The following is a 25,171-nucleotide window of genomic DNA, read 5'->3' on the forward strand; positions in this document are numbered from 1 at the left end:
TCTTCCGATCTGAGCAATCGTCTTTCTCGAGCGCGAGGCCGAGTTCAACTGGCATGAAGGGATGTTGCTCGAGGGGGCGACCCTCGAGGTGCCGTTCCTCGCGGACCTCGTCACGCTCGCGGACCCGACGAGCCCCTACAGTTACCTCAACTACCTGCGGGAGACGGGCCGACTCTACGAGTTCTACTTCTACGAGACGTTCCAGGTGCCCCGGCGGGAGTACAACGAGTACCTGCGCTGGGTCGTCGCTGAACTCGAGAGCTGTCGATTCGGACGCGATGTGACGGCGGTTCGGTGGGACGACGAGCACGGGCACTACGTCGTTACGGCGACGCATCCGGAGACGGGCGAGCGCTTCGAGTACCGGGGGGAGAACCTCGCGCTCGGCGTCGGGTCTCGACCGCAGATTCCGGACCATTTGCAGGGCCATCCCGAGCGCGACGTGTTCCACACGGCGACCTATCGCGGCAACCGAGAGCGGGTCTTGGAGGCCGACTCGGTCACCGTCGTCGGTTCCGGGCAGAGCGCCGCCGAGGTGTTCCAGGATCTGCTGGAGCGCCAGGCGGATCCCGACAACGACTACCGTCTCGACTGGCTGACCCGGTCGGATGGCTTTTTCCCGATGGAGTACTCGAAGCTCGGGCTGCAACACTTCACGCCCGAGTACGACCGCTACGTCTACGACCTTCCGCAGGACGTCAAAGACGAGTTCATCCCGGAGCAGGAACTGCTCTACAAGGGGATCGATCCGGGGACGAGCGCCGAGATATACGATCTGCTCTACCGGCGGTCGATCGGCGACCGGGACCCCGACGTCGGTCTCTTCGCGATGACCGAGGTTCGGGATATCGAGGCCGTCGGAGACGGGGCCCAGTACGCGCTCGACTGCCACCAGTGGCAGGCCGAGGAGTCGTTCGTTCACGAGAGCGAGGTGGTCGTCCTCGGTACGGGCTACGAACGGCCGATTCCGGACTTTCTCGATCCGCTCGCGGACGTTATTGGCTGGGACGAGCAGGGCCGATTCGAGGTGACGGCGGATCATCGCCTCGAGATCGACGCGGCGGGGGATATCTTCCTGCAGAACGCCGAGATGCACACCCACGGCGTCGGCGTGCCTGATCTCGGCCTCGGCTGTTATCGCAACACGCGGTTCGTCAATCGGCTGGTCGGTCGCGAGGCCTACCCCGAGGATGCGGACACCGTCTACCAGGATTTCGCCGTCGAACAGTTCGTCGAACGAGCACCGAATGCCTCCCGCCGGCACGGAAACGGGAGCGAATCGAGTTCAGGAGCGGACCCGAGTCGTCCGTCTCCGCCGACGCAGAACGACTAATGCGAGGTAATTGACACGACACTATGAATCCGAACGATCCGACGCTACAGCACGCACTCGAGCAGGATGTCTGGGAAACCGCCGAACGGCGGCTGCTGACGAAGATGCTCGCGGAGTTCGCGTACGAGGAGATCATCGCGCCGCGGGTGGTGGCGAGCGGCGACGACCGCAACACCTACCGATTCGACCTCGGCGACGCGGCGTATCGCTTCGAGGGAACCGAACGCCTGATGGACAGCCTTCACGTCGACGGCGAGACCGTCGAACGACGTGCGGACGACGAGTGGACACCCCTTTCGGACCCGCTTCGATTGCTTCGCGACCTCGGTGAGACGACGTCGCTGGACGGGCTGACGGAGGGAAATCTCGTCCGCGAGTACAAGCGGACGCTGCTCGCCGACGCCCACGTCGAGGCACGTCAACGGGAGCGAGACGAGTTCGATCCTCTCGAACTCGACTACGCTCACCTCGAAGGCGAGATGGACGGCCACCCCTGGATCACCTACAACAAGGGCCGCCTCGGCTGGGGGTACGACGACTACCGCCAGTACGCGCCCGAGCGCCAGACCCCGGTCACGCTCTCGTGGGTCGCCGTGCGCCGGGAGAAAGCGACCTTCGTCGCCACCGACGCGGTCGATCACGATTCGCTCGTCCGCACCGAACTGGGTGCTCGCTACGACGAGTTCCGCGATCGACTCGCCGCACAGGGGCTCGATCCGGACGCCTACTACTTCCTGCCGGTCCACGACTGGCAGTGGGACAACAGCATCGTGCCGCTGTTCCCCGACGACATCGCCGCCGACGATATCGTGCCACTCGGCGAGGGGCCTGACGCGTACCTCCCCCAGCAGTCCGTCCGGACCTTCGTCAACATCGACGACGCCGAGAAACACCACGTCAAGGTCCCGATGCGCATCCTCAACACGCTCGTCTGGCGCGGCCTCCCCGGCGAGCGAACCGAACTCGCGCCGACCGTCACCGAGTACATCAAGGGAATCTACGAAGACGACGCGTTCCTTCAGGAGCAGGGACTCATCCTGCCGGGCGAAATCGCCGGCATCAACTACGACCACGGCGACTTTACCGACATCGAGAACTCGCCGTACCAGTACCACGAACTGCTGGGTGCCGTCTGGCGCGAGTCCATCTACACCTTCCTCGAGGACGATGAGCGTGCAATCACGCTCTCGGCGCTGATGCACGTCGACGGCGACGGCGAACCCTACATCGCCCGCCTCGTCGAACAGTCCGGACTCACGACGGACGAGTGGCTCGAGACGTTCTTTGACACGGTCCTCCCGCCGCTGTTGCACTTCCTCTATCGCTACGGGACGGTGTTCTCCCCGCACGGTCAGAACACCATCCTCGTCGTCAAGGACGGCGTTCCGACCCGGCTGGCGGTCAAGGACTTCGTCGACGACGTGAACGTGAGCGACCAGCCGCTGCCGGAACTGGAGGCGCTCCCGGACGAGATGCACGAGGTCCTCCGGAAGGAACCGCCGGAGGGGCTCTGCCAGTTCATCTTCTCCGGCCTGTTCGTCTGCGTCCTCCGGTACGTCGCCGACATCCTCGAAACCCACGAGGACTACCCCGAGGAAGCGTTCTGGACCCACGCGAGAACGGCCATCCTCGACTACCAGGCGCAGTTCCCCGAACTCGAGGACCGATTCGAGCTGTTCGACCTACTGCAGCCGGAGTTCACGAAACTCACCCTCAACCGGAATCGCATCTTCGACTACGGCTACGACGACGCACCCGGGCGTCCCCACGCCTCAGAGCACGGAACCGTCACGAACGCGCTTTACGAGGTGGCTGCGGACGATTCCGTGCACGCCGTCGCCAAGTCCGACGACTGAGAACGCGCCACCCGTCGTCCCATAGCATTTCGGGCGGTCACTTTTCCGTGCTCTGCTCCAGCCACACCGCTCGGTAGCGCGACCCGTTTTACAACCGTATGGGTGTAATCGTTTGCTGGGTACGAGCGATCTATTCCCATCTCGGGAACGATACTGGCGCTTCACACGAGTTCAGATCGCTCGACTGACGAGGACGCTCTCATCTATATGCTTCCGGTACCGAACGCCGTCCGACTCCACCAATTGTCACCCGGAACCGCCCTGTCAACCACACTGTGCGCTTTTCGAGGCGGTCCGCGGATCGTGCGCTCGTCACTTGCTATTCGCCGCGCGGTCCGAACTCGTCGCGCCTTTCGACTGTTCCCGTACCGGGAACAGCTCGGCTACGTGGCCGTTGGCAACCACGACTCGCGGCTCCTCCGAACATCTCCTTCTCCACTCGAGTTCAGCGTTGCCAAATCCGCCGTTCCGACTCGGCTCGGCGCTTCGAGGGAGTCGTTCTGGTCTTGATCGTTCCCGACGACCGAATCGCTCTTTTTCTGCCCTCGGAGCCCCGATCCGTGATCCGATCACAAATCGGGGCCATCGATAGCTGGCGACGCGTGAGCGACCGAGCACGACAGCCTCTCAGGTCGCCGTATCGCCTAGAATCACGGAACGGTCGCTGTTCCCCGTCCGGGAACGTCCCGTCAGTATTCGTGAACTCGTCGGTGGGGCCGTCGTAGCTGAGCGACTCACGAGGTCGTTTCGTTCTCGCGGCATCGCAGGCGACCGCAACCGTTTCCACTGACTCGGTTGAGTCACCGTTCCAGAACCGTAGCTGGGCTGGAGCTATTGCACCGCTTTGTGGCGCTATCCGGTCGCGGCTGGCTGCTTACTGAACGAGCGATTCGATGTCGTCGTCGAGTTGGGCGTACAGTTGCTCGGCTTTGTCCGCTTCCTCGGGGGCGAGCGGTCGGATCGGTTCGCGAACGGTGCCGCCGTGGAGGCCAGCGAGGTCGAGTCCCTTTTTGACCGCGGAGACGCTGATCGCGCCGGGAATGGCGTTTTGCTGTCCGGTTTCGCTCCGGAAGTTCTGGTAGGGCAGGCAGACGTTTCGCAGTTGGCAGGCCCGTTCCCAGTCGCCGTCGGAGAGCGCTTCGAAGAGTTCGAGGCCGATTTCCGGGCGGAAGTTACTGACGCCGGCGGAAAAGCCCTCCGCGCCCTCCGCCCAGAAGGAGACCGCAAACGGCTCCGCGAGGCCGTCGACCCAGACGACATCGTCAGCACCGGCGGCGATGCCCGCGCCGAGTTTGACGGGGTCTTCGAGGGCGTATTTGATGCCGATGACGCCCTCGACGCGAGTGAGGGCGGCGAGGTATTCGACCGAGGGATCGAAGCCGCGGACGTACGGGACGAGCGGTGTTTCCGTGACTGACGCGAGGTCGCGGTAGTACTCGAGTAGTCCCTGTTCGTGAAGGTACGTGTGATCCGGCGGCATAACCATCAACGCGTCGACACCGACCCCGTCGTAGGCCCGGATCAGGTCCTGTGCCGCCGCCGTGCTGCCGCCGACGCCGGCGAGCACGCAGGCATCGGACGGAAGCGCGTCGACGCTCGTCTCGGCGACCGAGACGCGTTCGCTCTCCGAGAGCGAATGGTACTCGCTGATGTTCGCAACCGAGAGAAAGGTCCGAATCCCCTCTTGATAGAGATTCTGGGCGTTCTCTGCAAGTTTTTCGTGTTCGATTTCGAGATCGTCGTCGAACGGCGTCAGGAGTCCAACGGCGACGCCACGGAGGTGGCTCCGCACCTGCTGCGCTGACAATGACATAGCGTGTCGATGTATCGCGGATAGTATAAATCCATCGCCCGGCCGCCACGAGACGGTCGTTTCGGTTGTGTGATCTGGCAAACCAGAACGATGATGCCACGCCCTGCTGTACGACCGCCTCTGCAGACGTTTTTCGCGATCACGTGCGTCGGGTCCTTCATCTGATCGAGAGCAGCGGTATCCGAAACCGACCCCCGATCATCCCTCAGTCGTCCTTCGTGAGCGACTCAGACGCGCCACCGTTCGTGTCGTCACCGCCGTCCGTCGCTGCCGGTTCTTCGGCAGCCGCCGCTTTCCCGTTGCTTTCGTCGTCGGTGATCGACGCACTGGACCAGTATTCGTGGTCGTCCGTAACCCGGAAACACGCGGCGTTGTGGACATCCTCGTCCGGGACGCTGAACGACTCCGGTCGCTGCGTTTTGCAGACTTCGCGGGCGTTTGCACACCGGGTGTGATAGCGACAGCCGCTCGGTGGATCGGTGGGGTCCGGAATGTCGATCTTTCGAATCGGCGAGTCGGCTGCATCCGTGTCGACGCCGAGTTCAGGCGTGGCCCAGCAAAGGGCTTGCGTGTAGGGGTGTTGTGGGTTGTGGATGATCTGTTCCGGCGGACCGATTTCAACGAGTTCGCCGAGGTAGACGACGCCGATTCGGCCGCCGGTTTTCTCGGCGATGTACCGGGCGTTCGAGAGGTCGTGCGAGACGAACAGGTACGACGTGTCGAACGTCTGTTGGAGCTGGATCATGAGATCCATCATTTCGACGCGCAGCGAGACGTCGAGGGCGCTGACCGGCTCATCGGCCATGATGAGGTCGGGATTCATCAGCATTGCCCGAATGAGCGCGATGCGCTGTTGTTCGCCGCCACTGAGCTGGTGCGGGTAGCGCTCGATGTAGTCTTCGGGGGGCGTCATGCCGACGTGTTCGAGCAGGCTTAGAATCCGTTGTTTGCGGTCGTTGCCGTCGAGGTCGTCGTGCCACCGTTTGAGGGGGGCTTCGAGGCTCGCCTTGACGCGTCGGTGGGGGTTCAGTGCGCTGCCGGGGTCCTGATGGACGATCTGGAGCGATTGGCGGATCTCGCCCCAGGAGATGCCGTTCTCGTTGCCTTCCTTGACGTCCCAGATACTGTGCCCCCGGTACGTAATCTCTCCGCCGGTAGGCTCTTGCAGGCCGACCGTCGTTTTGCCGAGCGTCGTCTTGCCACAGCCCGACTCGCCGACGAGGACGACGACGTCCTGTTCGTAGATATCCAGCGAGACGCCATCGACGGCCTCGACCACGTCGGGTTCGGAGAAGATGTCGAGAAAGCCCTGCTCTTTCTCGAAGTGAACTTCGATGTTATCGAGCGAGACGACCGGCTCAGCCGACGTTGATGCGGGAGTGCCGGTCGACGGTGACATTGACGGTGACGTTGTTGAGGCAGTTTGGGCGATCGTCTCGGGCGTCTCCCTCGCCGTTTGTCCGTCGTCGAGTTCTGCGTCGTCGATCTCGTAACTCATCGGAATGTCTTTGCGCGCGTCTTCCCAGTGGTGACAGTGAACGTGATGGCTCGAATGGACCTCGTACGCCACGGGGTCCTCGGCGCGGCAGTGCTGGTCGGCGAGCGGACAGCGGGTGTGGAACGAGCAGCCGGCGGGGACGTTTACCGGGTCCGGCGCGCTGCCCTCGACCGGTTGCATCGTCTCGATCGGCGCGTTGAGATTCGGTGTCGACTTCAGGAGCAATCGCGTGTAGGGATGGGCCGCGTCTTCGAGGATTTCGTCGGTCGGCCCGAGTTCGACGAACTCGAAGGCGTACAACACGCCGATGCGGTCCGCGATGTCCGCGACGAGCGGGAGGTCGTGGGTGATGAAGACGATCGTCAGATCGTACTCCGCCTTGATCTCCTGGATGAGCGAGATGATCGATCGCTGCATCAGCAGGTCGAGCGCGGCGGTGGGCTCGTCCATCACCAGGACTTCCGGTTCGAGGACCAGACTGAGCGCGATCAGCGCGCGTTGTTTCATGCCGCCGGAGAGTTCATGCGGATAGGAATCGAGGACGCGCTCGGGGTCGAGATACAGGTCCTCGAGAATGGTCCACGTTCGTTCCATACCCTCGTCGATGTCGTAGTCGTGGGCGTCGAGGGTTTCGACGAAGTGGGTGCGGAGCTTGCGGATGGGGTTGAACGAGCTCATTGCGCCCTGGAACACCATCGAAATCTCCTCCCAGCGGAGTTCTTTGAGTCCCTGTTTGTCGAGGTCGAGGACGTTGACCGGCCCTCCGTCTGCGGGGTAGTACGTGATGTCGCCGTAGAGAACGCCGGGATCGACGATGGCATCGAGGAGCGCGGAGGCGAGCATCGATTTGCCGCTGCCGCTCTCGCCGACGACGCCGAGGATTTCGTTTCGCTGGATGTCCAGGTCGACGTCGTCGAGGACGCGGGATTCTCCGCGGTCCATGTCGAAGGTGACGGACGCGTTCCGGATTTCCAGGATCGAATCGGTTTGGTCCAGACCGTGGTGTGCGGTTTCTGAGACAGTCATGTTAGATACCTCCCATCATGTCGTTCGTGTTCGTCGTGTCGTCGGAGTCGCCCTCAGGGTCGGCCGGGGAAGTCGTCTTTTCGTGTCGGGCGCGAACGCGGGGGTTGAACACGCGGTCGAGCGACTGCCCGAGGAGGGTGAGTCCGATCGAAATGAAGACGATCGCGACCATGGGAACGAGGAACCAGTGCAGTGCGCCGGGCCGTGCGTGGGCGTTCGCTTCGTAGGCGAGGTTCAGGGTGCTCCCCCAGTTCAGGTTCTCGAACGGCAGGATGCCCAGGTAGTACAGGGCGACGGCCTCGAAGATAACCCGTCGACCGGCGTTGGTGAGGTTGATCACGACGTAGGGCATCAGGTGGGGGATGATCTCCTTGAAGACGATCGTGTGGGTACGCATTCCCATCGCCTGCGATGCTTCGACGAACGATTCTTCTCGGAGCGTGAGCATCTGGGATCTGATGGCGCGAGCGAGTCCGCCCCACGCCGCGACGCTCAACAGCACGCCGACTGCGTACGGATTCCCGAGAATGGCATCGGAGAACATGAGTCCGAGGACCATCACGAGCGGGAAGCCGGGGATGTTGATGAAGACGTCCGTAATCGAACTCAGGACCGTATCGACCATGCCGCCTTTGTACCCGGCGATAGCGCCGACGGTGGTCCCGATGCCGACGGTACAGACCGCTCCCGAGACGACCATCTTGAGGATCGTTGCTGTCGAGTGAACCGTCTGCGAGAGCAGGTCGCGACCCTGTGCATCCGTGCCGAGGATGTACTCTGCGTTCTCGAACGGATTGACGAGGGCGGGTCCTTCGGTGACGTTCGTCGGTTCGACGAGCATCGTTCCGACGGTTCCCGTCAACAGGTACAGAAGGACGATCGTCAATCCGATCCGCGCCCGCCAGTCGCGCCAGATGATCGAAACTGGCGCGTAGACGTAGGCATCGTACAGCTTTCGATAGCGATCGCGGCGCGTTTCTTCGAACTCCGAGACGACTTCGAACGGCGAGTTCACGTTGCCGCCGTCGGTTGCGACGGGCCTGTCGGTTGTCCCGTTGCGTTCGGTTTTGAGCGTCGATTTGGTGTCGGTATTCGTTTCGTGGTCGTCCGCTGATTCGGTTGAACTGGGTGATTCTCGAGTCATTGAGTCCTCCGTGCACGCGGGTCGACGTAGCCGTAGGTCAGGTCGGCCAGCAGCAGTGCGGTAACGATTGCCAGCGTGATGATCATAAAGCCACCCATCATGAGCGGGTAGTCGCGCTGATGGGTGGCAGATAGCATGTACCAGCCGAGGCCGCGATACTGGAACACCTGTTCGAGGACGATCGAACCGCCGAACATCTCGCCGATGCTGATCAGCAGCGTCGTGTACATCGGTAGTACGGCGTTACGAGCAACGTACTGGGTCGAGATGGTGATGTCGGAGAGGCCGCGGAGACGGGCGACGCGAAGGTAGTCCTCGCCGAGCACGCGGATGCTGTTTCCGCGCATGCCGAGGGAGGCGACGCCGGAGGCGACTAACATCGAGATGATCGGTAAGGCTGCGTGGTGGATGATCCCGCTAATATATACCAGATTGAATCCCGGGTCGGCTCCAATCGGCTGGCGGCCGCCGTTTGGAAACAGTCCGTACCGGTACGACAGGAAGATCAACAGGAGGATCGCGAGCACGTAAAACGGGATCGACCCCATCAAGACGGCATACGAGGTGAGTCCAACGTCCAACTTTCCGCCCTCCCAGTAGGCCATCAGCGCGCCGACGGTGATGCCGATGAAGAAACTGATGAAGACGGCCCAGCTCAGGACGAACAACGTCCACGGCAGTGCTCCCGCGAGCACATCCGTCACCGGCTCGCCGTAGTAGACGGACTGTCCAAGATTACCCTGCAGCGTGTCCACAACATAGTTTCCGTAGGCCGTGAGAAGCGGTTCGTCCGGATCGATCGTCATGCGAAGCTCGACGAGTTCACGCGCGCGACCCGGATTGATACCTTGTTGAGTCATCCGCGTAATCATCGCGCCCATAATGTTCCCGGGCATCATCCGGATCAACACGAACGATAGTGTGAGAACGGCCCACACGGTGAAGACCGCTTGCCCTAATCGCCTGACACGCCAGTCCACTGTTAGCATGGATGTATAGCTGTTCAAAACAATTCGTAATCAAGGTTTGCAATCGTATAACATATATTATTATTTTTATGGCCGACCCCGTTCCCTAGTGTCTCCTCTATTCCACTTTCGGGTAGCGGTGGTCGGTATCGGCCGGCGTTAGAACGGCTCCCAGCCGGTATAGAGTACGGCGATGCTTCCCGCGAGCGAGAGGATGACGGGGATGAGCGCGAGTTGCGCGACGACGTACGGCCCCGTTCCCGGGTCGCCAAAGACGAGAGAGAACCCCAACAGGAGGAGGAAGACGAAGTTGACGCCGAGGACGATCTGTGAAATAGCCTGCAGGAATCCCATGCGAAGACGTTTGTACCGATGCTAATAAACGTTCGTCTGAGCGCCTGAACGAACTCGGGGTCGGTAGCAGCGTTCGACGGTCGTCGGTATCACCCGTTGTACTCGATGGTCGCTCCCTCCATCTTCGGAATGAGATACAACGCGTCTTCGGTGCCATCAATGATACCCTCGGGCGCGTCGAGCGTCCAGTTGGCGGCGTTGTACGCGCCGGCATCGGGTTGGAACATCGCCTCCATCTGGGGGACCGTCTGGTTCCACCACCACATCAGTTCCTGGTGGTACTGGTCGTCACCGGTGACCTGCCACTGACGGATGTGCTCCTCGACGTTGATCGACTTCGTCCCATCCGATCCGTCCGGGTCACCAATCGGCATCGGAATTTCCGCGTCGGGATCGAAGTGCGAGATCGACTGGACCCAGGTCGGGACGAGATCGAGCGCCCAGAGCGCCCTGATCCCGTTCGCCGACGAGCCATCCGGCATGATGTCGTACTCGCCCGCCTGCCGACGTTCGTCGAACGTCGCGTCGTCGACCTGTTCCTGGTTCGTCTCGATGCCGAAGTTCTCCAGGTTCTCTTTGAGGACGCCCAGGTCCTTCCGCTCGGTCCCGTTCATGATGTCAACTTCGAACCGGTCTCCATCGGATGTATACCACTCACCGTCGTCGCGCTGGAATCCTTCTTCCTCGAGGAGTTCGGTGGCGCGGTCGGTGTCGTTCTGGCCGTACAGGGTGAAGTCTTCGACCCAGTCGGCGGCGTCGTGCGAGCCGTTATCGAGGACGTTCCCGGGAACGCGACAGGGGGGCCACTCGAACATGCGGTTGACGCCCTCGAGCAGTTGGACGACCTGTTGACGGTCGAAGACGTGACAGATCGCCTTGCGGACGTTCGCGCTTTCGAGAGGGGTGTCGTAGCTGACATCGTACCCGCAGTTGAACGTGAACAGTTTGTTCGTCGAGAACCCCTCCTTGATGAGCGTATGCTCTTCCGGTAACTGGGATTTGACGTCGTCTTCGACCGGGAACTGCGTGTGGGCGGCGTCGATCTCGCCGTTCGCATACGGCTGCGTCGGGTTGTTGTTATTGTAGAGGTGTACCGAGTACTCGCTGAAGTTGAGTTCGCCGGCGTTCGGATGGTCGTCGTACCGTTCGAAGACCATGACGTTGTCCCCGATATCGGCGACCTGAAACGGCCCGTTCCCGACCGCATCCTCGAGCGACGGATACGATGTCGTCGTAATCTCCTCTAAGACGCCCTCCATCTCTCCGTCGTCGCTATTCCGGAGCTGTTCGTGCCAGTCGATCCACTGATCGTCGGTGTGTTTGGTGAATATTCCGCGACTCTCGTCGCCCACGAGGTCGGCGACGACGTTCTGAACCGCAGCCGTCGTCGACAGCGGATCGTGGAACGTAATCTGGGCCGTCTGTTCGTCGACCGCTTCCGCCGACTCGAGGAACTGGTGGGGCCGCTCGCCGTCTTCCGCCTGGTAGTCCAGAATCTCCAGTGACATCTGCAGTTGCATCACCCAGTCGTCGGCGACGACCTGATCCCCGTCGTGCCAGGTCCACTCGTCGCTGAAGGTGAACTCGAGTGTCGTGTCGTCGACCATCTCCCAGTCGGTTGCGATCAACGAGTACACCTCGTCCTCCGACGGGCTGTAGACGACGGGCCGGTCGTAGATGAGCGCCCCCGGATGCCACGTCCCGCGTTGCGTCGGATTCCACGGGTTACAGTGACGCTGGGACGGTAGCGTCCCACTGGTTTCTGCGTCGAACACACGGAATCGATCGGTGCTACTCGAACCACCGAGACACCCCGCCATCAACGCCGTTCCACCCGCAGCACCGTATTTGAGTACATCTCGCCGGTTCAATCCACTGCTCCGCCAGCTGTTACCCTCTGGCATACTCCCTAATGTTGGAAGGTGGTACATATAGTTAACTATAAAAAGTACAATATTCGTCCCACCGCCGGCGACCGACGACGCCACCGCCGACGGTGAACTCGCTTTTGATCTCCGGCTGTCCGTCGCTTCCAGCTTGCTGTCGAGCAGTCAGCGTCCGTTATTGCCCGGTGTATTCCATCGTGGCGTCTTCCATCTTCGGAATCAGGTACAGCGCGTCCTCGGTACCATCGATGATGCCCTCGGGCGCGTCGAGCGTCCAGTCGGCGGCGTTGTACGCGCCGGCGTCGGGCTGGAACATCGCTTCCATCTGGGGAACCGTCTGGTTCCACCACCACATCAGCTCCCGGTGATACTCGCTCTCATCGGTGACCTGCCACTGATTGATGTGTTCCTCGACGTTGATCGTCTTCGTTCCGTCCGCGCCGTCGGGATCACCAACCGGCATCGGAATCTCCGTCTCGAGTTCGAAGTGAGCGATCGACTGGAGCCATCGGGGGACGAGGTCGAGTCCCCAGAGGGGAACGACGCCGTTTGCGGAGGATCTGTCGGGCATCATGTCGTACTCGCCGGCGTGCCGACGCTCGTCGAACGTCGCGTCATCGACCTGTTCCTGGTTCGTCCCGATGCCGAAGTTCTCCAGGTTCTCTCTGAGGACGCCGATATCCTTCCGGTCTGCTCCGTTCATAATGTCGATCTCGAATCGGTCGCCGTCGGGCGTGAACCACTTGCCGTCGTCGCGCTGATACCCCTCCGCTTCGAGGAGTTCGGCGGCGCGATCGGTGTCGTTCCGGCCGTACAGGGTGAAGTCTTCGACCCAGTCGGCGGCGTCGTGCGAGCCCTCGTCCAGAACGCTTCCCGGGACGCGACAGGGTGGCCACTCGAACATGCGGTTGACGCCCTCGAGCAGTTGGACGACCTGTTGGCGGTCGAAGACGTGACAGACCGCCTTGCGGACGTTCGCGCTCTCGAATGGAGTGTCGTAGCTGACGTCGTTCCCGCAGTTGAACGTAAACAGCAGGTTGATCGATAAGTTCTCCCTGACGAGCGTGTGTTCCTCGGGCAGTTGGGATTTGACGTCGTCTTCGACCGGAAACTGGATGTGGGCGGCGTCGACTTCTCCGCTCGTGTACGGCTGCGTCGGATCGTCGTTCTCGAAGACGTGTACCGAACACGACTCGAAGTTGAGATTGTCGGCGTTCGGATGGTCATCGTAGCGCTCGAAAACAACGGCGTTGTCACCGACATCCGCGACTTCGAATGGGCCGTTGCCGACGACCTCCTCGAGCAACGGATAGTTCGTCGTCGTGATCTCCTCGACGACGGTTTCCGCCTCGTCGCCCTCGTGGAGCCGCTGATGCCAGTCGGCCCACTGGTCGTCAGTGTGTTGCGTGAAGATCCCCCGGCTCTCGTCTCCCACGAGATCCGCAACTGCGGTTCGCACCGCATAGGTCGACAACAACGGGTCGTACAACGACACGCGGGCCGTCCGCTCGTCGACCGCTTCCGCCGACTCGATGAACTGGTGGGGTCGCTCGCTGTCTTCCGCCTGATACTCCATGATGCCAAGCGCTAGCTGCAGTTGCATCACCCAGTCGTCGGCGACGACCTGCTCGCCGTCGTGCCAGGTCCACTCGTCGCTAAAGGTGAACTCGAGCGTCGTGTCGTCGACCATCTCCCAGTCGGTTGCGATCAACGAGTACACCTCGTCCGCAGCGGGGCTATAGACGACGGGCCGATCGTGAACGAGCGCCCCGGGGTGCCACGCCCCGCGCTGTGCGAAGTTCCAGGGATTGCAGTGGCGCTGGGACGGCAGTGCGCCGCTGGTCTCCGCATCGAACATGCGAAATCGATCGGTACTATTCGAACCGCCGAGGCACCCGGCGAGGATGGAAACCCCGCCCGCAGTTCCGTACTTGAGCACGTCGCGCCGACTCGGCTGTTGCCACTGTTTGTCACCGTCTGGCATAGTCTCTACTGCCAGACAGTCGTACTTAACTTTACCCCGCACTCGGACCGCTGTCTCCCTCTCGACGGACTCGTCGCTCGGCTAATGCCGAAACGTTTTCCCACCGGTCCGTCCACTCCTCCATCGATGGACGAGCGAACAGTCGTCGTTACCGGTTCGAACAACGGCATCGCCACAGGGGTTCGTCTGTCCGGAGATCACCGACCGAACCCAGGAAGCCGCCGGCTACACCGATGCGGATGTCCGCGATCGGACGCCGCTCGATCGATTCGACACGATGGACGAAATCACAAACTGCGTCAGCTTTCTCGCTGCCGGCGATCACTACATGACCGGCGAGGTCATCCGCGCCGACGGCGGCTGGCTCGCCGACGCCTGGGGTCCCGACGCGGAACTCGATTGACCGACGAGGCTCTCGAACGGTGTCGCAACGGTGTCGCAGTCGCTCGATCACTCGAACGCAGGGATAACCTCCTCGCCGAACAACCGAATCTGCTTCTCGACGAGTTCTTTCGGCATCCCGGAGTGGTGGAATCGGAGCGTGAGGTGATCGAGCGGGAAGCGCTCGCGGATCGATTCGATCTGCTCGACGATCTGTTCGGGCGTGCCGTAGATGAACCGGTCGTCGGCGAGTTCGTCGAAGTTTTCGACGGCGTCGGCGTTCATCAGCGGGTGGGAGAACTCGCATTGCTCAGATCGGAAGAGCNTGCTGAACCGCTCTTCCGATCTGAGCAATTCGATCTCGTCCCACTTCTGGTCGCTGTCTGCGATGTGCTCGCGCTGGGCTTCCTTGCGGTCCTCGACGATCCCCAGGTCGGCGACGACGCCGGGTACCCAGGCGTCGCTGAACCGCACCGAGCGGGCGATCTGCTTGTCGCCCCAGCCGCCGACCCAGAGGTCGGGTCGGGGCTCCTGGACGGTCTCGGGCAGCGGCTGCCAGTCCTCGACCTCGAAGAACGGACACTCGAAGGAAATCGGCTCGTCCGAGGAGAGGAACTCGTCGAGGAATCGCAGTCCCTCGATCATGCGCCCCGCCCGTTCGTCCATCGGGACGTCGAACGCCTCGAACTCTTCCTCGACGTAGCCGAGGCCGACGCCGAGCGTGAGCCGTCCGTTCGAGATGTTATCGAGCATCGCCGCCCGCTGTGCGACGTGCAACGGGTGGTAGAGCGGGAGGATCAACACCGACGTGACGAGTTCGAGTTCCTCGGTTCCGGTGCCGATGCTGGTCAGTCGCGTCAGCGGCGAGGGCCAGTAGTTGTCGCCCTCGGTCGCCTGGTGGTCGTTGACCCAGCAGGACGAGAAGCCGACCCGTTCGGCCAGTTGACACTGTTCGACGACGCCGTCCCACGATTGTCCGCCTTCGACTGGGAAAATCCCGAATTTCATACGCTACGATGTGACAGTGCGAGCAGCACGTATTTACATTTTCTGTTGGCGGGGTGACGCTGCGTCGTGGAATCGGTGTCCGCGTGACCGCGTACAGCCTCGTCTCCGTCACCTGCGTATCGCTACTCCGCTACTCGGCGTCATAGCCGTCCGGTTCGTCCAGGACGAGAATCCGAAGGTCGTTAACGTTCGTCCCTGTCGCACCGGTTCGAACGAGTTCGTCGCCGAGGATCGATTCGAGCGCCGCGGCGACGTACCCAGCGGCGTTGCCGCCGCCCGCGACAAGCACGTCGTCGATGGCCGCGAGATCGATCCGGGTGTCGTCGACGACGAGCGTCCGGCCCCGGTCTTCGAGCGTCACCGTTTCTTCAACGACGCGGCGGGGATGGGCGGCGTCGATTCCCGCAATCAGACGGTCGACCGCCGTGGTTCGCCGGTCGGCGATATCGTGGTTGTGCGTTCCCATGTGCTCGTAGCCGGTAGTTCGCAGCACATCGGTTTCAAGGTGTGGGACGGCTGTCCACCGTTTCTCCGTCGTTCTTCGTTCGAAGCGAACTCGCCGGCAACCCGGGACTCGTCGCAGTCTTCTCGCCGTCGGAACGTTCAATACCTGCCCGCTCGCATCGCCACTGCATGCGCGTTACCGATTACGAACTCTACGCAGTGCCACCGCGGTGGCAGTTTCTCAAACTCGAGACCAGCGACGGCCGGGTCGGCTGGGGCGAGGTCTACACGAAGTGGCACTTCGCGGGCGACAGCGAACCGGCGACGAAGAACGCGGTCGATCAATTGCTCCACCAGTACGTCCTCGGGGAGGATCCCAGTCGCATCGAGTACCTCTGGCAGGCGATGTACCGAAGCAGCTTCTACCGCGGCGGCCCGGTGCACATGAGCGCCATCGCCGGCATCGACGAGGCCCTCTGGGATCTGAAGGGAAAGGCCGCCGGCATGTCTGTCGCCGAGTTGCTGGGCGGCCCAGCCCGCGACCGCATCCGGACCTATCGACACGTCAGGGCCCACGGGGAAGACGGCGTTTCGGACCCGGCGGCCGCTGCCGCCGCGGAGGCACGCGACGCCGTCGAGGCCGGGTACACCGCCGTGAAGCTGATCCCGACGGGCGGACTCGAACCCATCGACACGCCGGCGACCGTCGAGCGTGCGCGTGAACTCGTCGGCGCGGTCCGCGAGGCGATCGGCCCGTCCGTCGACCTCGCGCTCGACTTCCATGGCCGCACCTCGAAAGCGATGGCCCGCCGGCTTGCGAGTTCACTCGAGGCGTTCGACCCGCTGTTCATCGAGGAGCCGGTAACGCCGGAACACGACCGCGAACTCGCTCGGCTCGCCGAGGGGACGACGGCCCCAATCGCGACGGGAGAGCGGCTCTACTCCCGCTGGGAGTTCCGGCCGATTCTCGAGGCGGACGCGGTCGATGTCGTCCAGCCGGACGTTTCGAGCGCGGGCGGCATCACCGAGACGAAGAAGATTGCGGACATGGCCGAAACCTACGATGCCTCGATCGCGCCCCACTGTCCGATCGGGCCGCTGGCGCTTGCGGCGTCGCTCCAGACCGACGCGATCGCACCGAACGCCCTGATTCAGGAGCAGGTCATCCTTGACGATGCGGAGGCGATTCGATACGTCGAAAACGACGACGACGTGTTCGACCTGACCGACGGCTTCCTCGACGTTCCAGACGGCCCCGGACTTGGCATCGAAATCGACGAGGATCGCGTTCGTGAACTCGCGGGAACGGATCTGGGTTTCGACCGGTCGCCGGGACATCGCGCCGACGGCAGTATTGGCGAGCGGTGAGTAGCGAGCGATGAGTAGCGAACAGTGAGGTGAGGGGTGAGAGATGAGGCTTGCTGGTGAGCAGTGCGCGGTGAGTGACGCGACCGATCGGGATTACCCGACCACGTAGTTATACCGACTCGAACGTCCAGCGCTGGTTCGCCCCGCCGGTGTCCGGCCACTGGATAACGTTTGCGCCGTCGCTCGTCGATGCGCCCTCAACATCCGCAAGTTTCCCGCTGTGGACGGCCTCGAGCGTGTACTCTCCGTTTCCGTCGTCATTGATGTACCACCGCTGGCAGTCACAATCAGTCGCCGCGTACTGTTGGACGGCTGCGCCGTCGACGGTTTCGCCGTTTGCGACTTCGAGGCGCTTGCCGCTATTTTCGTTCTCCAGTCGATACTCCCCGTTACCGACCGCTTCGACGTACCACTGCTGCGTCGGATGCTCAGTCACTCCCCACTGCTGGACGTTCGCGCCGTCTGTGGTATCGCCGTCTGCGACCTCGAGGAGTTTGCCGCTGTTGACGTTCGCGATTTCGTAGGTCCCCGTCGGAATCGGGCCGCTGTCGCCGCCGTTACCGTCGTCAGGTGGTGATTGCCCTCCTTCGACGGATTGCGCCCAGCCCGCAATCCACTCGCGCAGCCCGCTGTCGGGTACGCTGAGCGAGTGCGTGTTGACCGCGAGTTCGGGATAGCCGCCGACCTCGTCCTGGTGGCCGACCCAGTATTCGTAGGGCGAATCGAGGCGGTCGTTTCCGGCGCGGTTCTGAATTTCCTGGACGATCCGATCGTCGTTGCCCGTTCGGTCGGCCGGTCGCGCACCAGCGTTGGCGAGGTTGTGGCTTTCGACGTCTCCGGCGGCCAACTCGTCGAGGCCGCTCGGCCATAGCGGCGGTGAACTCTCGCTGTCGGTGCCGGCGAAGTCGGTGTCGTCGTCCTGGGGCGGATCGGCGGTGTAGTTGTCCGCGTAGTAGGCCGTTGGACTGCCCTCGAGAATCTGGTCGCCGGTGTCCGTCAGTCCCGTGTAAGCGTTGCCGACGAAGCTCGTGACGGCCGAGCTGTCGGCGTTCGCCGATTCGTCGAAGAAGTACGCGAAGTTGTTGACGATGACCGTTTCGGTGTCGTTCTTGAGTCTGGGAATCCGGGCGCGAGTTTTCGACCAGACGTTCCCCGCGAACGTGACCTCCGACGCGCCGTCGCCGATGAGCGTCGAGTAGTTGTGGTCCGCCTCGTCGCCGTAGGGGTCCCACAGCCCCTCGTAGATGAGGCAGTTGGTGACCGTCGTCGCCTGCGTATCGTAGCCGACCGAGAGACACTCGTCGACGCCCCACGAGGCGGTCACGTGGTCGAGGACGTTGTTCTGGGTATCGTCCTGGGTGTTGATCGCGTCGTTGCCCTGAATCGAGCCGTCGCCGGGGCCGATCCGCGACCGGACGTGCTGGACGACGCAGTTACTGGCGTCGACCTGCACCATGCCCTTGATGAACGTGATGCCAGGCGAGGGGGCCGTCTGCCCCGCGACCCAGCAGTTGTCTTCCGTAATCTGTAAGGTTTCGCCGCCGAGGTCGATCGTCCCGCTGGTTTCGAAGACCACCAGCCGCGGGCCGCTGGCGTGAAACGCCGCTTCGACGGCCGCGCGGGTCGGCTCGGTAATCGTGTAGACGTCGACATCGTCGTCGAACCACGACGTATCCGCGAAGCCGTCGTCGAGGCCGAAGTGTGAACTCCCGCCGGACTGGGCCGTTACCGACCCCGTGAGTCCGCCGAGCGCTCCCATACTGAGGAGTGCCGATGCTGCCGTGCCTTTCAGATAGGTTCGTCTCGTCTGTCTCATGGTACCGCACCCCGAGAAACAACACTGCCCCATAAATAATTTTTCCTGAAAATAACCAATACCTACCAACTCTCGGATTCAGTTTACGCCGTTGCTTCGGTATCGAAGGGGGCCCAGCTAGAAGGGTGGACCTGAACGGCAATCTGCGGCGGCGAACGATCAGTCTTCGAGCGGTTCGGCCGGTTCAACTTCGCCCCACACCGCCTCACTTCCGTCGGTCGGGACGGCCCACTCGACGGCGTTATCGAGGACCGTTCGGACCTCGTCCTGGTGGAAGATGGGATACTCCTCGTGGCCAGGCCGAAACGCGAAGATACGTCCGCGGCCGCGGCGATAGCAGACGCCCGAGCGGAACACTTCCCCGCCTTCGAACCAGGAGATGAAGACGGTCCGGTCCGGTTCCGGAACGTCGTAGGGTTCGCCGTACATCTCCGTCGCGGGAATCTCGAACGACTCCGGGAGGCCGTCGACGATCGGGTGGCCCGGATCCGCGACCCAGAGCTGTTCTGTCTCGCCGCCGTGTCGGTACTTGATGTTACAGGTGGTCCCCATCAAGCGCGTAAACGGCTTCGAGTTCTTCCCGGAGTGAATCGGGACGAAGCCCATGCCCTCGTGGACGCGGTCGACGACGCGGTCCGCGACCTCGTCGGCGACCTCGCTGTTCGCGCAGTGAGACCACCACAGGAGGACGTCGGTGTCAGCGAGGACGGATTCGGTCAGTCCGTGATCCGGCTCTTGGAGCGTGGCCGTTCGGACGGTTCGCTCGTCGTCGGCGACCGCATCTGCAATCGCGCCGTGAATCCCCTCCGGGTAGCGGTCGGCGACTGCTGGCTCTTCCTGTTCGTGGACGTTCTCGTTCCAGACGGTGACCTGTACTGGCATGTCCACGGTGTTTCCGTCGATTCGGGATAAGTCCTCTGTCCTCGGCTGTCCGGATTAGCGCTGTTTCGTCCCGCTCTGGGGGTCCCACCCGTTCAGTACGTTTTCTACCGTATATGCTGCAGCCTCGTCCTCGCAGAGCTGATGGCTCCAGTCTGCGCGCTGTTCGGGCGTGTACCCCGGACCGTCGTTGTCGTATTCTGCGAAGTAGGCCGTCTCCCGTTTATCGCCGTGCTCCGGTTCGTCCCACGGCTCCCACCCCACCGGGCGAATGTGATCGCCGAGTTCACAATCGATGTAGACAGTTTGTCCGTACGGTTCCCACGGCCGCCCGAGGTAGACGGACTGGCTCGGCGCGTCACCGAGGATGTCGCAGTCCTTGAACACGAACCCGTGTGCGACATCGTCCGGCTGGGCGGGCGCTGCGATGAATCCCTCGTCCGTACAGACGATGGTGCAGTCGTCGAAGAACGCCGTCGCGCGGCCGAAGATGAAGTCCACGTCGCCCTCGATGTAGCAGTCCGTAAAGTACTGGCGCGTCCTGCGCCCGAAGTTGTAGAGGGTGTCTTGATTGCCAAGGAACCGGCAGTTATCGAAGGACACCCGATCTGCGTCGATGCGGATCGCAACTGCCTGTGCGACTGGCTCGGCGTCGTTCTCGAAGGTGACGTTCCTCGCGCTGAACTCGTCTCCCCAGACGAAGAAACTTGAGGAACCGCTCGTGCCGATTTCCTCGCCGTTTTCGTCGCGTTTGTCGGCGTGATCGTCGTACGTAAGTACCGTGTCTTCGACGCGCTCGCCGACGAACGTCACGTTGATCCGATCCTCGGGGAGCTCCAGTTTCTCCTTGTAGCGACCCGTTTTGATGTACACCCGCGTCTCCTCGGACGAGTTCGGTTGCACCGCATTGATCGCGGCCTGTACGGTTTCGTAGTCGCCGCTGCCGTCCTGTGCGACGACGATATCGTAGTCATCATCACTGGGGCGTCCGTTCGATTCGATATCGTTCGCGGCAGCGATATCGCGGCCCCCGTCGGTGGCGGCCGTCGCGTTCGTCCCGGGAGCCGATCCACTGGTGCTGCTGTAGCCGGGCATCGCGCCGAGTACGCCGGTACCCGCGACGGCCAGTAGTCGTCTCCGTAGCACACTCCGCTCACTATGGCTGTCGGTATCTGCCATGGCACCGACCTCCACACAACTTGTATTAAATCTATTCATCTGACGAGAAAGATACGTTTCGTTCGAATTCATGGCCGTTAGACGGCGGACAGGAACCGCCGACACGACGCATTCGAGCGGGTCACCGTGGCGTTCGGTCCCGCTCGAAGCCCGTTCGGTCGAATCCACCGTGCTCTCCGTTCTCGAAACGACGAGAAACCGACCAAACGGCGGTTACAGCCGGTCGAGGTCGTCGAGAATCCGTCGGAGGTCCTCGCGTTCCTCGTGATCGATCTGTTCTTGCGGGGGCAAGACGGTATCGTGCTCGAAGACGCCCTGCATCTGGAGGGCGGCTTTCGTGCGGGCGCGGTAGCGCCCCTCCGGCTCCCCGAAGATGTGGTTGGTCAGCGGCAACAGCCGCTTGCGGATCTCGCGGGCGCGCTCGATGTCGCCGTCGTGGACGGCCCGGATCTTCTCCACGTGGAGATCGGGCACGAGGTTCGCGTACCCGATGAGCCCGGTTTCGGCACCCAGCTCGTAGGCGTGCATGAGGAACGTATCGTTGCCCGTCATGATCGTGCAGTCGTCCCGAAGGTGATCGACCGCACGGATCGTCCGGTCGTACCGAATCGGGTCGAACGAGGCCTCCTTGAACGCGATCACGTGCGGCAGCTTGCAGATTTCGACGTGGGCGCTGATCGGGAGCCCCGGACTCCCCCAGGTCGGGAACTGGAAGTTGATCAACGGCATATCGACCGCGTCGGCGACGTACTCGAAGTGATTGATCGCTTCCTGGGGAATCTGGTGGGCGTAGACGTCGAGGGGCAACAACATGACGCCGTCCGCACCGGCATCCTTGGCCGTCTGGGCCAGTTTCGCCGCCTCGATCGAACTCTCGCCGTAGACGCCGGCGAACACGGGCGTGTCGCCCGCCGCCTCGACGTGCGTCTCGATGACCCGCCGGTAGGTCTCTTCGTCTTGCATCTTCGTCTCGCCGGTGTGGGCGTTCGCGATGACCGCCTCAATCCCGTCGACAGACACGAGCGAATCGACGTGGCCCTTGAGATCGGCTTCCACCAGTTCGTACTCCGGCGTCCATGGATTCGCCGTCGCGGGAATGATACCACCGGCTATCTGCTCTTTGAGCTCTCTGAACTCGTCTTTCAGCATACTCCTTCGGAGAGAGACCAGCATTCTGTAAAAGTGTTCGGTTCGCCAGTCCCCGCTTGCCGAACCCGCCTCACCGTCCGCGCAACGGTTGTCTGTTCCCTCCTGGGGAACATTACAGGAGTACAAACGTAATTGTCGCTGTGAGTCGCTGGAACGCCTCGCGAACGGACGAGGTTACGTCCGTCCGTTTTTGGAGCTACCGACCGCCACTCCCACTTTTCTTCCCTCTAGCCGATCATACCGCCCTGAAACGACCGATTTGGAGCAGCAGAATCTGATTCGCGGTCGCGTTCGATTGTCGCCGTTGAAATTTTCGCTTCTGAACTCGCGAAACGCTATGAAACGAACTGTTAGCCGCTGTTATGCCGTGGTACTGTCTCACAGCAATCTCGTTATCGTATTACATATTGTTCCCCTCTCGAGAACAGTTTCTGTACGAAGAATGGAATGAACGCGGATCAATAGTAGTGCTGTCTGCCTCGTCGCCAGCACCGGACGAGTTCTTTTCGAGCGTCTCGTCACGCGACCGTGCTCTCGCAGCCGTTCTCGGCGCGGGAACGCGACGAGAGGGGAGCCACGCGGATGATTTATAGGTCAGGCGGTGGATGCGGTGTGTATGCACATCACTACGGTGAGCGGGTACGCCCTTTCGTCGCCGATCGAACCGGTGCAGGAACGACCGTTCTTCGGTGGAACGCGCCGCCTTCGCAAACGAGATGTCGTCCTCGTCGTCGTCGAAACGAAAGCCGGGCACCAGGGGGTTGCGACGGCCGGGGCCAGTAGCTCCGCTATGCGCGAGTACTTCGAGGGCGACTCCCAGGGGACGTTCGCCGATGTCATCGAGACCGATGTCGCACCCGCACTCGAGGGCGAATCGATCGACGACATCCGTTCCGCCCGCGACCTGCTCGCGGCGACCAGCCTCCCGGCACACCTTCGTACCGAGGCGATTTCGGCGATCGATGTTGCTCTCTACGATATTCGCGGCAAGGAACTCGGCGCGCCGGTCTACGACCTCCTGGCCGAGGAGTACGAGACCGATCCAACGACGGAGATCCCCCTGTACGCCAGCGCGGGGATGTACATGGAACCCGAGGGATACGCCGAACAGGCCGCCGCGATCGAATCGCTCGGCTTCTTTGGCTACAAGTACCGCCCCGGAATCGGCCCCGACGCCGACCGCCGCACGATCGACCTGCTCGCCGACGCGCTCGACGAAACCGAGTTCATGCTCGACACCCACACCTGGTGGAAACTCGAGAACGGGTACGGTCGGGATACCGTTCGTGAACTCGTCGACCACGCGGCCGAGCAGGGGGCCTACTGGATCGAGGAGCCGGTCGAACCCGCCGATCACGACGGCTACGTTGACTTAGCTGAAACCGGTGCGTCGCTAGCTGGCGGTGAGAGCGAGTCCTCGCCCGCCGCGCTCGCCGACCTCGGACGGACCGGCGGCGTCGAGTTCTTGCAGGGAGACGTTCGCCACCACGAGGGCTTTACCGGCTGCCGAGATGCCATCGAGTTCTGTGCCGGCCGGGAGGTCGAGTTCGTTCCGCACAACTTCGGCACCTGGCTCGGGTTGCAGGCCAATGCCCATCTCGTGGCCGCGGCCCCGGAGGTTCGGCTGCTCGAGTATCCCGTCTTCGAGGACGATCCGGCGCTCGGCGAGGCGGCGGTCGATCCGGGTATGTATCCGTTCGAGTTGGCGTTCGACATCATCGAGGGGCGGCCGACCATCGAGGACGGTCGCCTGTCCGTCTCGGATGCGCCGGGGCTCGGCGTCGAGGTCGATCTCGACGTACTTGAGGAGTATCCGTTCGTCGAGGGGCCGTGGACGGAGTTCCACTACGAAGGCGAGACGGCGTAATCGTGCCGATTCGGGCTGCCGTCGAGTACGTCTGGCGTTCCCGTCAACGCAAGCTATATTGTGTGGTAGTCTCTCGTACACGCCATGGAGATTACGGATATTCGCGCGATTCCGCTCGCGCATTCGCTCCCCGAGGGTCACGGCCTCGGCGATTCGCGGGGATTCGGAACCGATCGCGGAACGACGGTGGTGCGACTGGAGACCGACGACGGAACCGTCGGCTGGGGCGAGGCGTTCGCCCCCGGACCGATCGCGACGGCGACCATCGAGGAACTGTTCGCCGACGACGTGCTCGGGATGGACCCGTTCGCTGTCGAGTCGCTCGCCGACCTCTCCTACACCGATCCCTACCACTTCGGCGGTGACGTCTTCGTCCAGAGCGCGGTCAGCGCGATCGATGTCGCTTGCTGGGACATCATCGGAAAATCCGTCGGCCGACCGATTCACCGCCTGCTCGGCGGAACGCAGTGCTCGCAGTTGACGCCGTATGCGTCGACGATGTACTTCACCGAGGCGGATCGTCCGATCGAAGATCCGATCCGCGAGGCCGTCGTGGAAGGATTTACCGCCGCAAAAATCAAAATCGGGTCCGGACTCGCGGACGATATCGAACGCGTCAGGACGGCGCGGGAGATCCTCGGCCCCGACGCCGACTTGATGGTCGACATGAACGGTAACTACCGCCCCCATCAGGCGCTCGAATCCGCGCGGGCCATCGCGGAGTACGACGTGACCTGGATCGAGGAACCGGTGCCCCCGGAGAACCGGTCGGGCTACCGCGAGCTCCGATCCAAAATCGATACCCCCATCGCGGCCGGTGAAGCCCACTACGGCCGGTTCGCGTTCAAGGAGCTGATCGACGACCGAACGGTCGATATCGTCCAGCCGAACCTCGGTCGCTGCGGCGGGCTTTCCGAGGCGCGGTTGATCGCCGGCATGGCGTCGACCGAGAACGTCGCTGTCAGACCCCATATCTGGAACAGCGCCGTCGGCATGGCCGCCGCGATCCAGTTCGCCGCCAGCGTCTCGTCGTACCCCCACACGCGCCACGTGCCCGAACCGATGCTGATCGAGTTCGACCGCAGCGAGAACCCGCTGCGAAGCGACTTGCTCGAGACGCCGTTCGATCCGGCCGGTGGGACGATCACCGTCCCGCAGTCGCCGGGACTCGGGATCGATATCGACGAGGCGGCGCTCGAGCGGTATCGCGCCGACTGA

17 protein-coding genes and 2 pseudogenes are annotated in these 25,171 nt (G+C 62.6%); 6 read left to right on the forward strand and 13 right to left on the reverse strand.

Annotated elements, in window-relative coordinates; genetic code table 11:
* Positions 1-22: 22 nt before the first annotated feature.
* Positions 23-1,333 (forward strand): annotated as a pseudogene (locus tag C484_RS08990) (lysine N(6)-hydroxylase/L-ornithine N(5)-oxygenase family protein); the annotation flags it as partial.
* Between the two features lie 23 nt (positions 1,334-1,356).
* Positions 1,357-3,189: an IucA/IucC family protein gene (locus C484_RS08995; protein ID WP_006825620.1), complete on the forward strand. Its 1,833-nt coding sequence runs from the start codon at positions 1,357-1,359 to the stop codon at positions 3,187-3,189.
* An 874-nt stretch (positions 3,190-4,063) separates the two neighbouring features.
* Here the strand turns inward: C484_RS08995 and C484_RS09005 are convergent.
* The 7 genes from C484_RS09005 to C484_RS09035 all read right to left on the reverse strand — a co-directional run bounded on the left by C484_RS09005 (position 4,064) and on the right by C484_RS09035 (position 13,862).
* On the reverse strand, positions 4,064-5,002 hold the full coding sequence (locus C484_RS09005; RefSeq protein ID WP_049915208.1) for a dihydrodipicolinate synthase family protein: 939 nt from the start codon (positions 5,000-5,002) through the stop codon (positions 4,064-4,066).
* A 205-nt stretch (positions 5,003-5,207) separates the two neighbouring features.
* Complete coding sequence (locus tag C484_RS09010; protein WP_006825623.1) at positions 5,208-7,526, reverse strand: ABC transporter ATP-binding protein; 2,319 nt, start codon at positions 7,524-7,526, stop codon at positions 5,208-5,210.
* A gap of 1 nt (position 7,527) precedes the next feature.
* Positions 7,528-8,670, reverse strand: a complete 1,143-nt coding sequence (locus C484_RS09015) for an ABC transporter permease (RefSeq protein WP_006825624.1) — start codon at positions 8,668-8,670, stop codon at positions 7,528-7,530.
* Positions 8,667-9,659 (reverse strand): ABC transporter permease, encoded by a 993-nt coding sequence (locus tag C484_RS09020; protein WP_193364808.1) that lies wholly within the window; start codon positions 9,657-9,659, stop codon positions 8,667-8,669. The genes C484_RS09015 and C484_RS09020 overlap by 4 nt, the downstream gene beginning before the upstream one ends.
* Before the next feature lie 138 nt (positions 9,660-9,797).
* The gene (locus tag C484_RS09025; RefSeq protein WP_006825626.1) at positions 9,798-9,992 is read right to left on the reverse strand and encodes a hypothetical protein; all 195 of its coding nucleotides are present in this window, start codon (positions 9,990-9,992) and stop codon (positions 9,798-9,800) included.
* 89 nt (positions 9,993-10,081) lie between these two features.
* On the reverse strand, positions 10,082-11,896 hold the full coding sequence (locus C484_RS09030; protein WP_049915213.1) for an ABC transporter substrate-binding protein: 1,815 nt from the start codon (positions 11,894-11,896) through the stop codon (positions 10,082-10,084).
* A 157-nt stretch (positions 11,897-12,053) separates the two neighbouring features.
* On the reverse strand, positions 12,054-13,862 hold the full coding sequence (locus C484_RS09035; RefSeq protein ID WP_006825628.1) for an ABC transporter substrate-binding protein: 1,809 nt from the start codon (positions 13,860-13,862) through the stop codon (positions 12,054-12,056).
* A 229-nt stretch (positions 13,863-14,091) separates the two neighbouring features.
* Here C484_RS09035 and C484_RS24615 point away from each other — a divergent pair.
* Positions 14,092-14,265 (forward strand): annotated as a pseudogene (locus C484_RS24615) (SDR family NAD(P)-dependent oxidoreductase); the annotation flags it as partial.
* A gap of 47 nt (positions 14,266-14,312) precedes the next feature.
* On the opposite strand, the gene C484_RS09040 reads toward C484_RS24615, so the two are convergent.
* Both C484_RS09040 and C484_RS09045 read right to left on the reverse strand, forming a co-directional pair.
* Positions 14,313-15,251 (reverse strand): LLM class flavin-dependent oxidoreductase, encoded by a 939-nt coding sequence (locus C484_RS09040; protein ID WP_006825630.1) that lies wholly within the window; start codon positions 15,249-15,251, stop codon positions 14,313-14,315.
* A gap of 130 nt (positions 15,252-15,381) precedes the next feature.
* Positions 15,382-15,744 carry a DUF4147 domain-containing protein gene (locus tag C484_RS09045; RefSeq protein WP_239640950.1) on the reverse strand — a complete coding sequence of 121 codons (363 nt, stop codon included), beginning with the start codon at positions 15,742-15,744 and terminating at the stop codon, positions 15,382-15,384.
* 140 nt (positions 15,745-15,884) lie between these two features.
* On the opposite strand from C484_RS09045, the gene dgoD reads away from it, so the two are divergent.
* Positions 15,885-17,063, forward strand: a complete 1,179-nt coding sequence (dgoD, locus tag C484_RS09050; RefSeq protein ID WP_049915214.1) for a galactonate dehydratase — start codon at positions 15,885-15,887, stop codon at positions 17,061-17,063.
* 109 nt (positions 17,064-17,172) lie between these two features.
* Here dgoD and C484_RS09055 read toward each other — a convergent pair whose 3' ends face one another.
* The 4 genes from C484_RS09055 to C484_RS09070 form a co-directional block, all read right to left on the reverse strand.
* Positions 17,173-18,822 (reverse strand): RICIN domain-containing protein, encoded by a 1,650-nt coding sequence (locus C484_RS09055; RefSeq protein WP_006825633.1) that lies wholly within the window; start codon positions 18,820-18,822, stop codon positions 17,173-17,175.
* 216 nt (positions 18,823-19,038) lie between these two features.
* A complete protein-coding gene (locus C484_RS09060; RefSeq protein WP_006825634.1) occupies positions 19,039-19,761 on the reverse strand; it encodes a ThuA domain-containing protein in 723 nt (240 codons plus the stop codon).
* A 54-nt stretch (positions 19,762-19,815) separates the two neighbouring features.
* Positions 19,816-20,937, reverse strand: coding sequence for a pectinesterase family protein (locus C484_RS09065; protein ID WP_006825635.1), 1,122 nt, complete (start codon positions 20,935-20,937; stop codon positions 19,816-19,818).
* 213 nt (positions 20,938-21,150) lie between these two features.
* The gene (locus C484_RS09070) at positions 21,151-22,086 is read right to left on the reverse strand and encodes a dihydrodipicolinate synthase family protein (RefSeq protein WP_006825636.1); all 936 of its coding nucleotides are present in this window, start codon (positions 22,084-22,086) and stop codon (positions 21,151-21,153) included.
* Positions 22,087-22,702: 616 nt separating this feature from the next.
* Here C484_RS09070 and C484_RS09075 point away from each other — a divergent pair.
* The gene (locus C484_RS09075) at positions 22,703-23,953 is read left to right on the forward strand and encodes a mandelate racemase/muconate lactonizing enzyme family protein (RefSeq protein WP_006825637.1); all 1,251 of its coding nucleotides are present in this window, start codon (positions 22,703-22,705) and stop codon (positions 23,951-23,953) included.
* An 84-nt stretch (positions 23,954-24,037) separates the two neighbouring features.
* The gene (locus tag C484_RS09080; RefSeq protein ID WP_006825638.1) at positions 24,038-25,171 is read left to right on the forward strand and encodes a mandelate racemase/muconate lactonizing enzyme family protein; all 1,134 of its coding nucleotides are present in this window, start codon (positions 24,038-24,040) and stop codon (positions 25,169-25,171) included.

The sequence above is a fragment of the Natrialba taiwanensis DSM 12281 genome, from assembly GCF_000337595.1.
Lineage (GTDB): Archaea > Halobacteriota > Halobacteria > Halobacteriales > Natrialbaceae > Natrialba > Natrialba taiwanensis.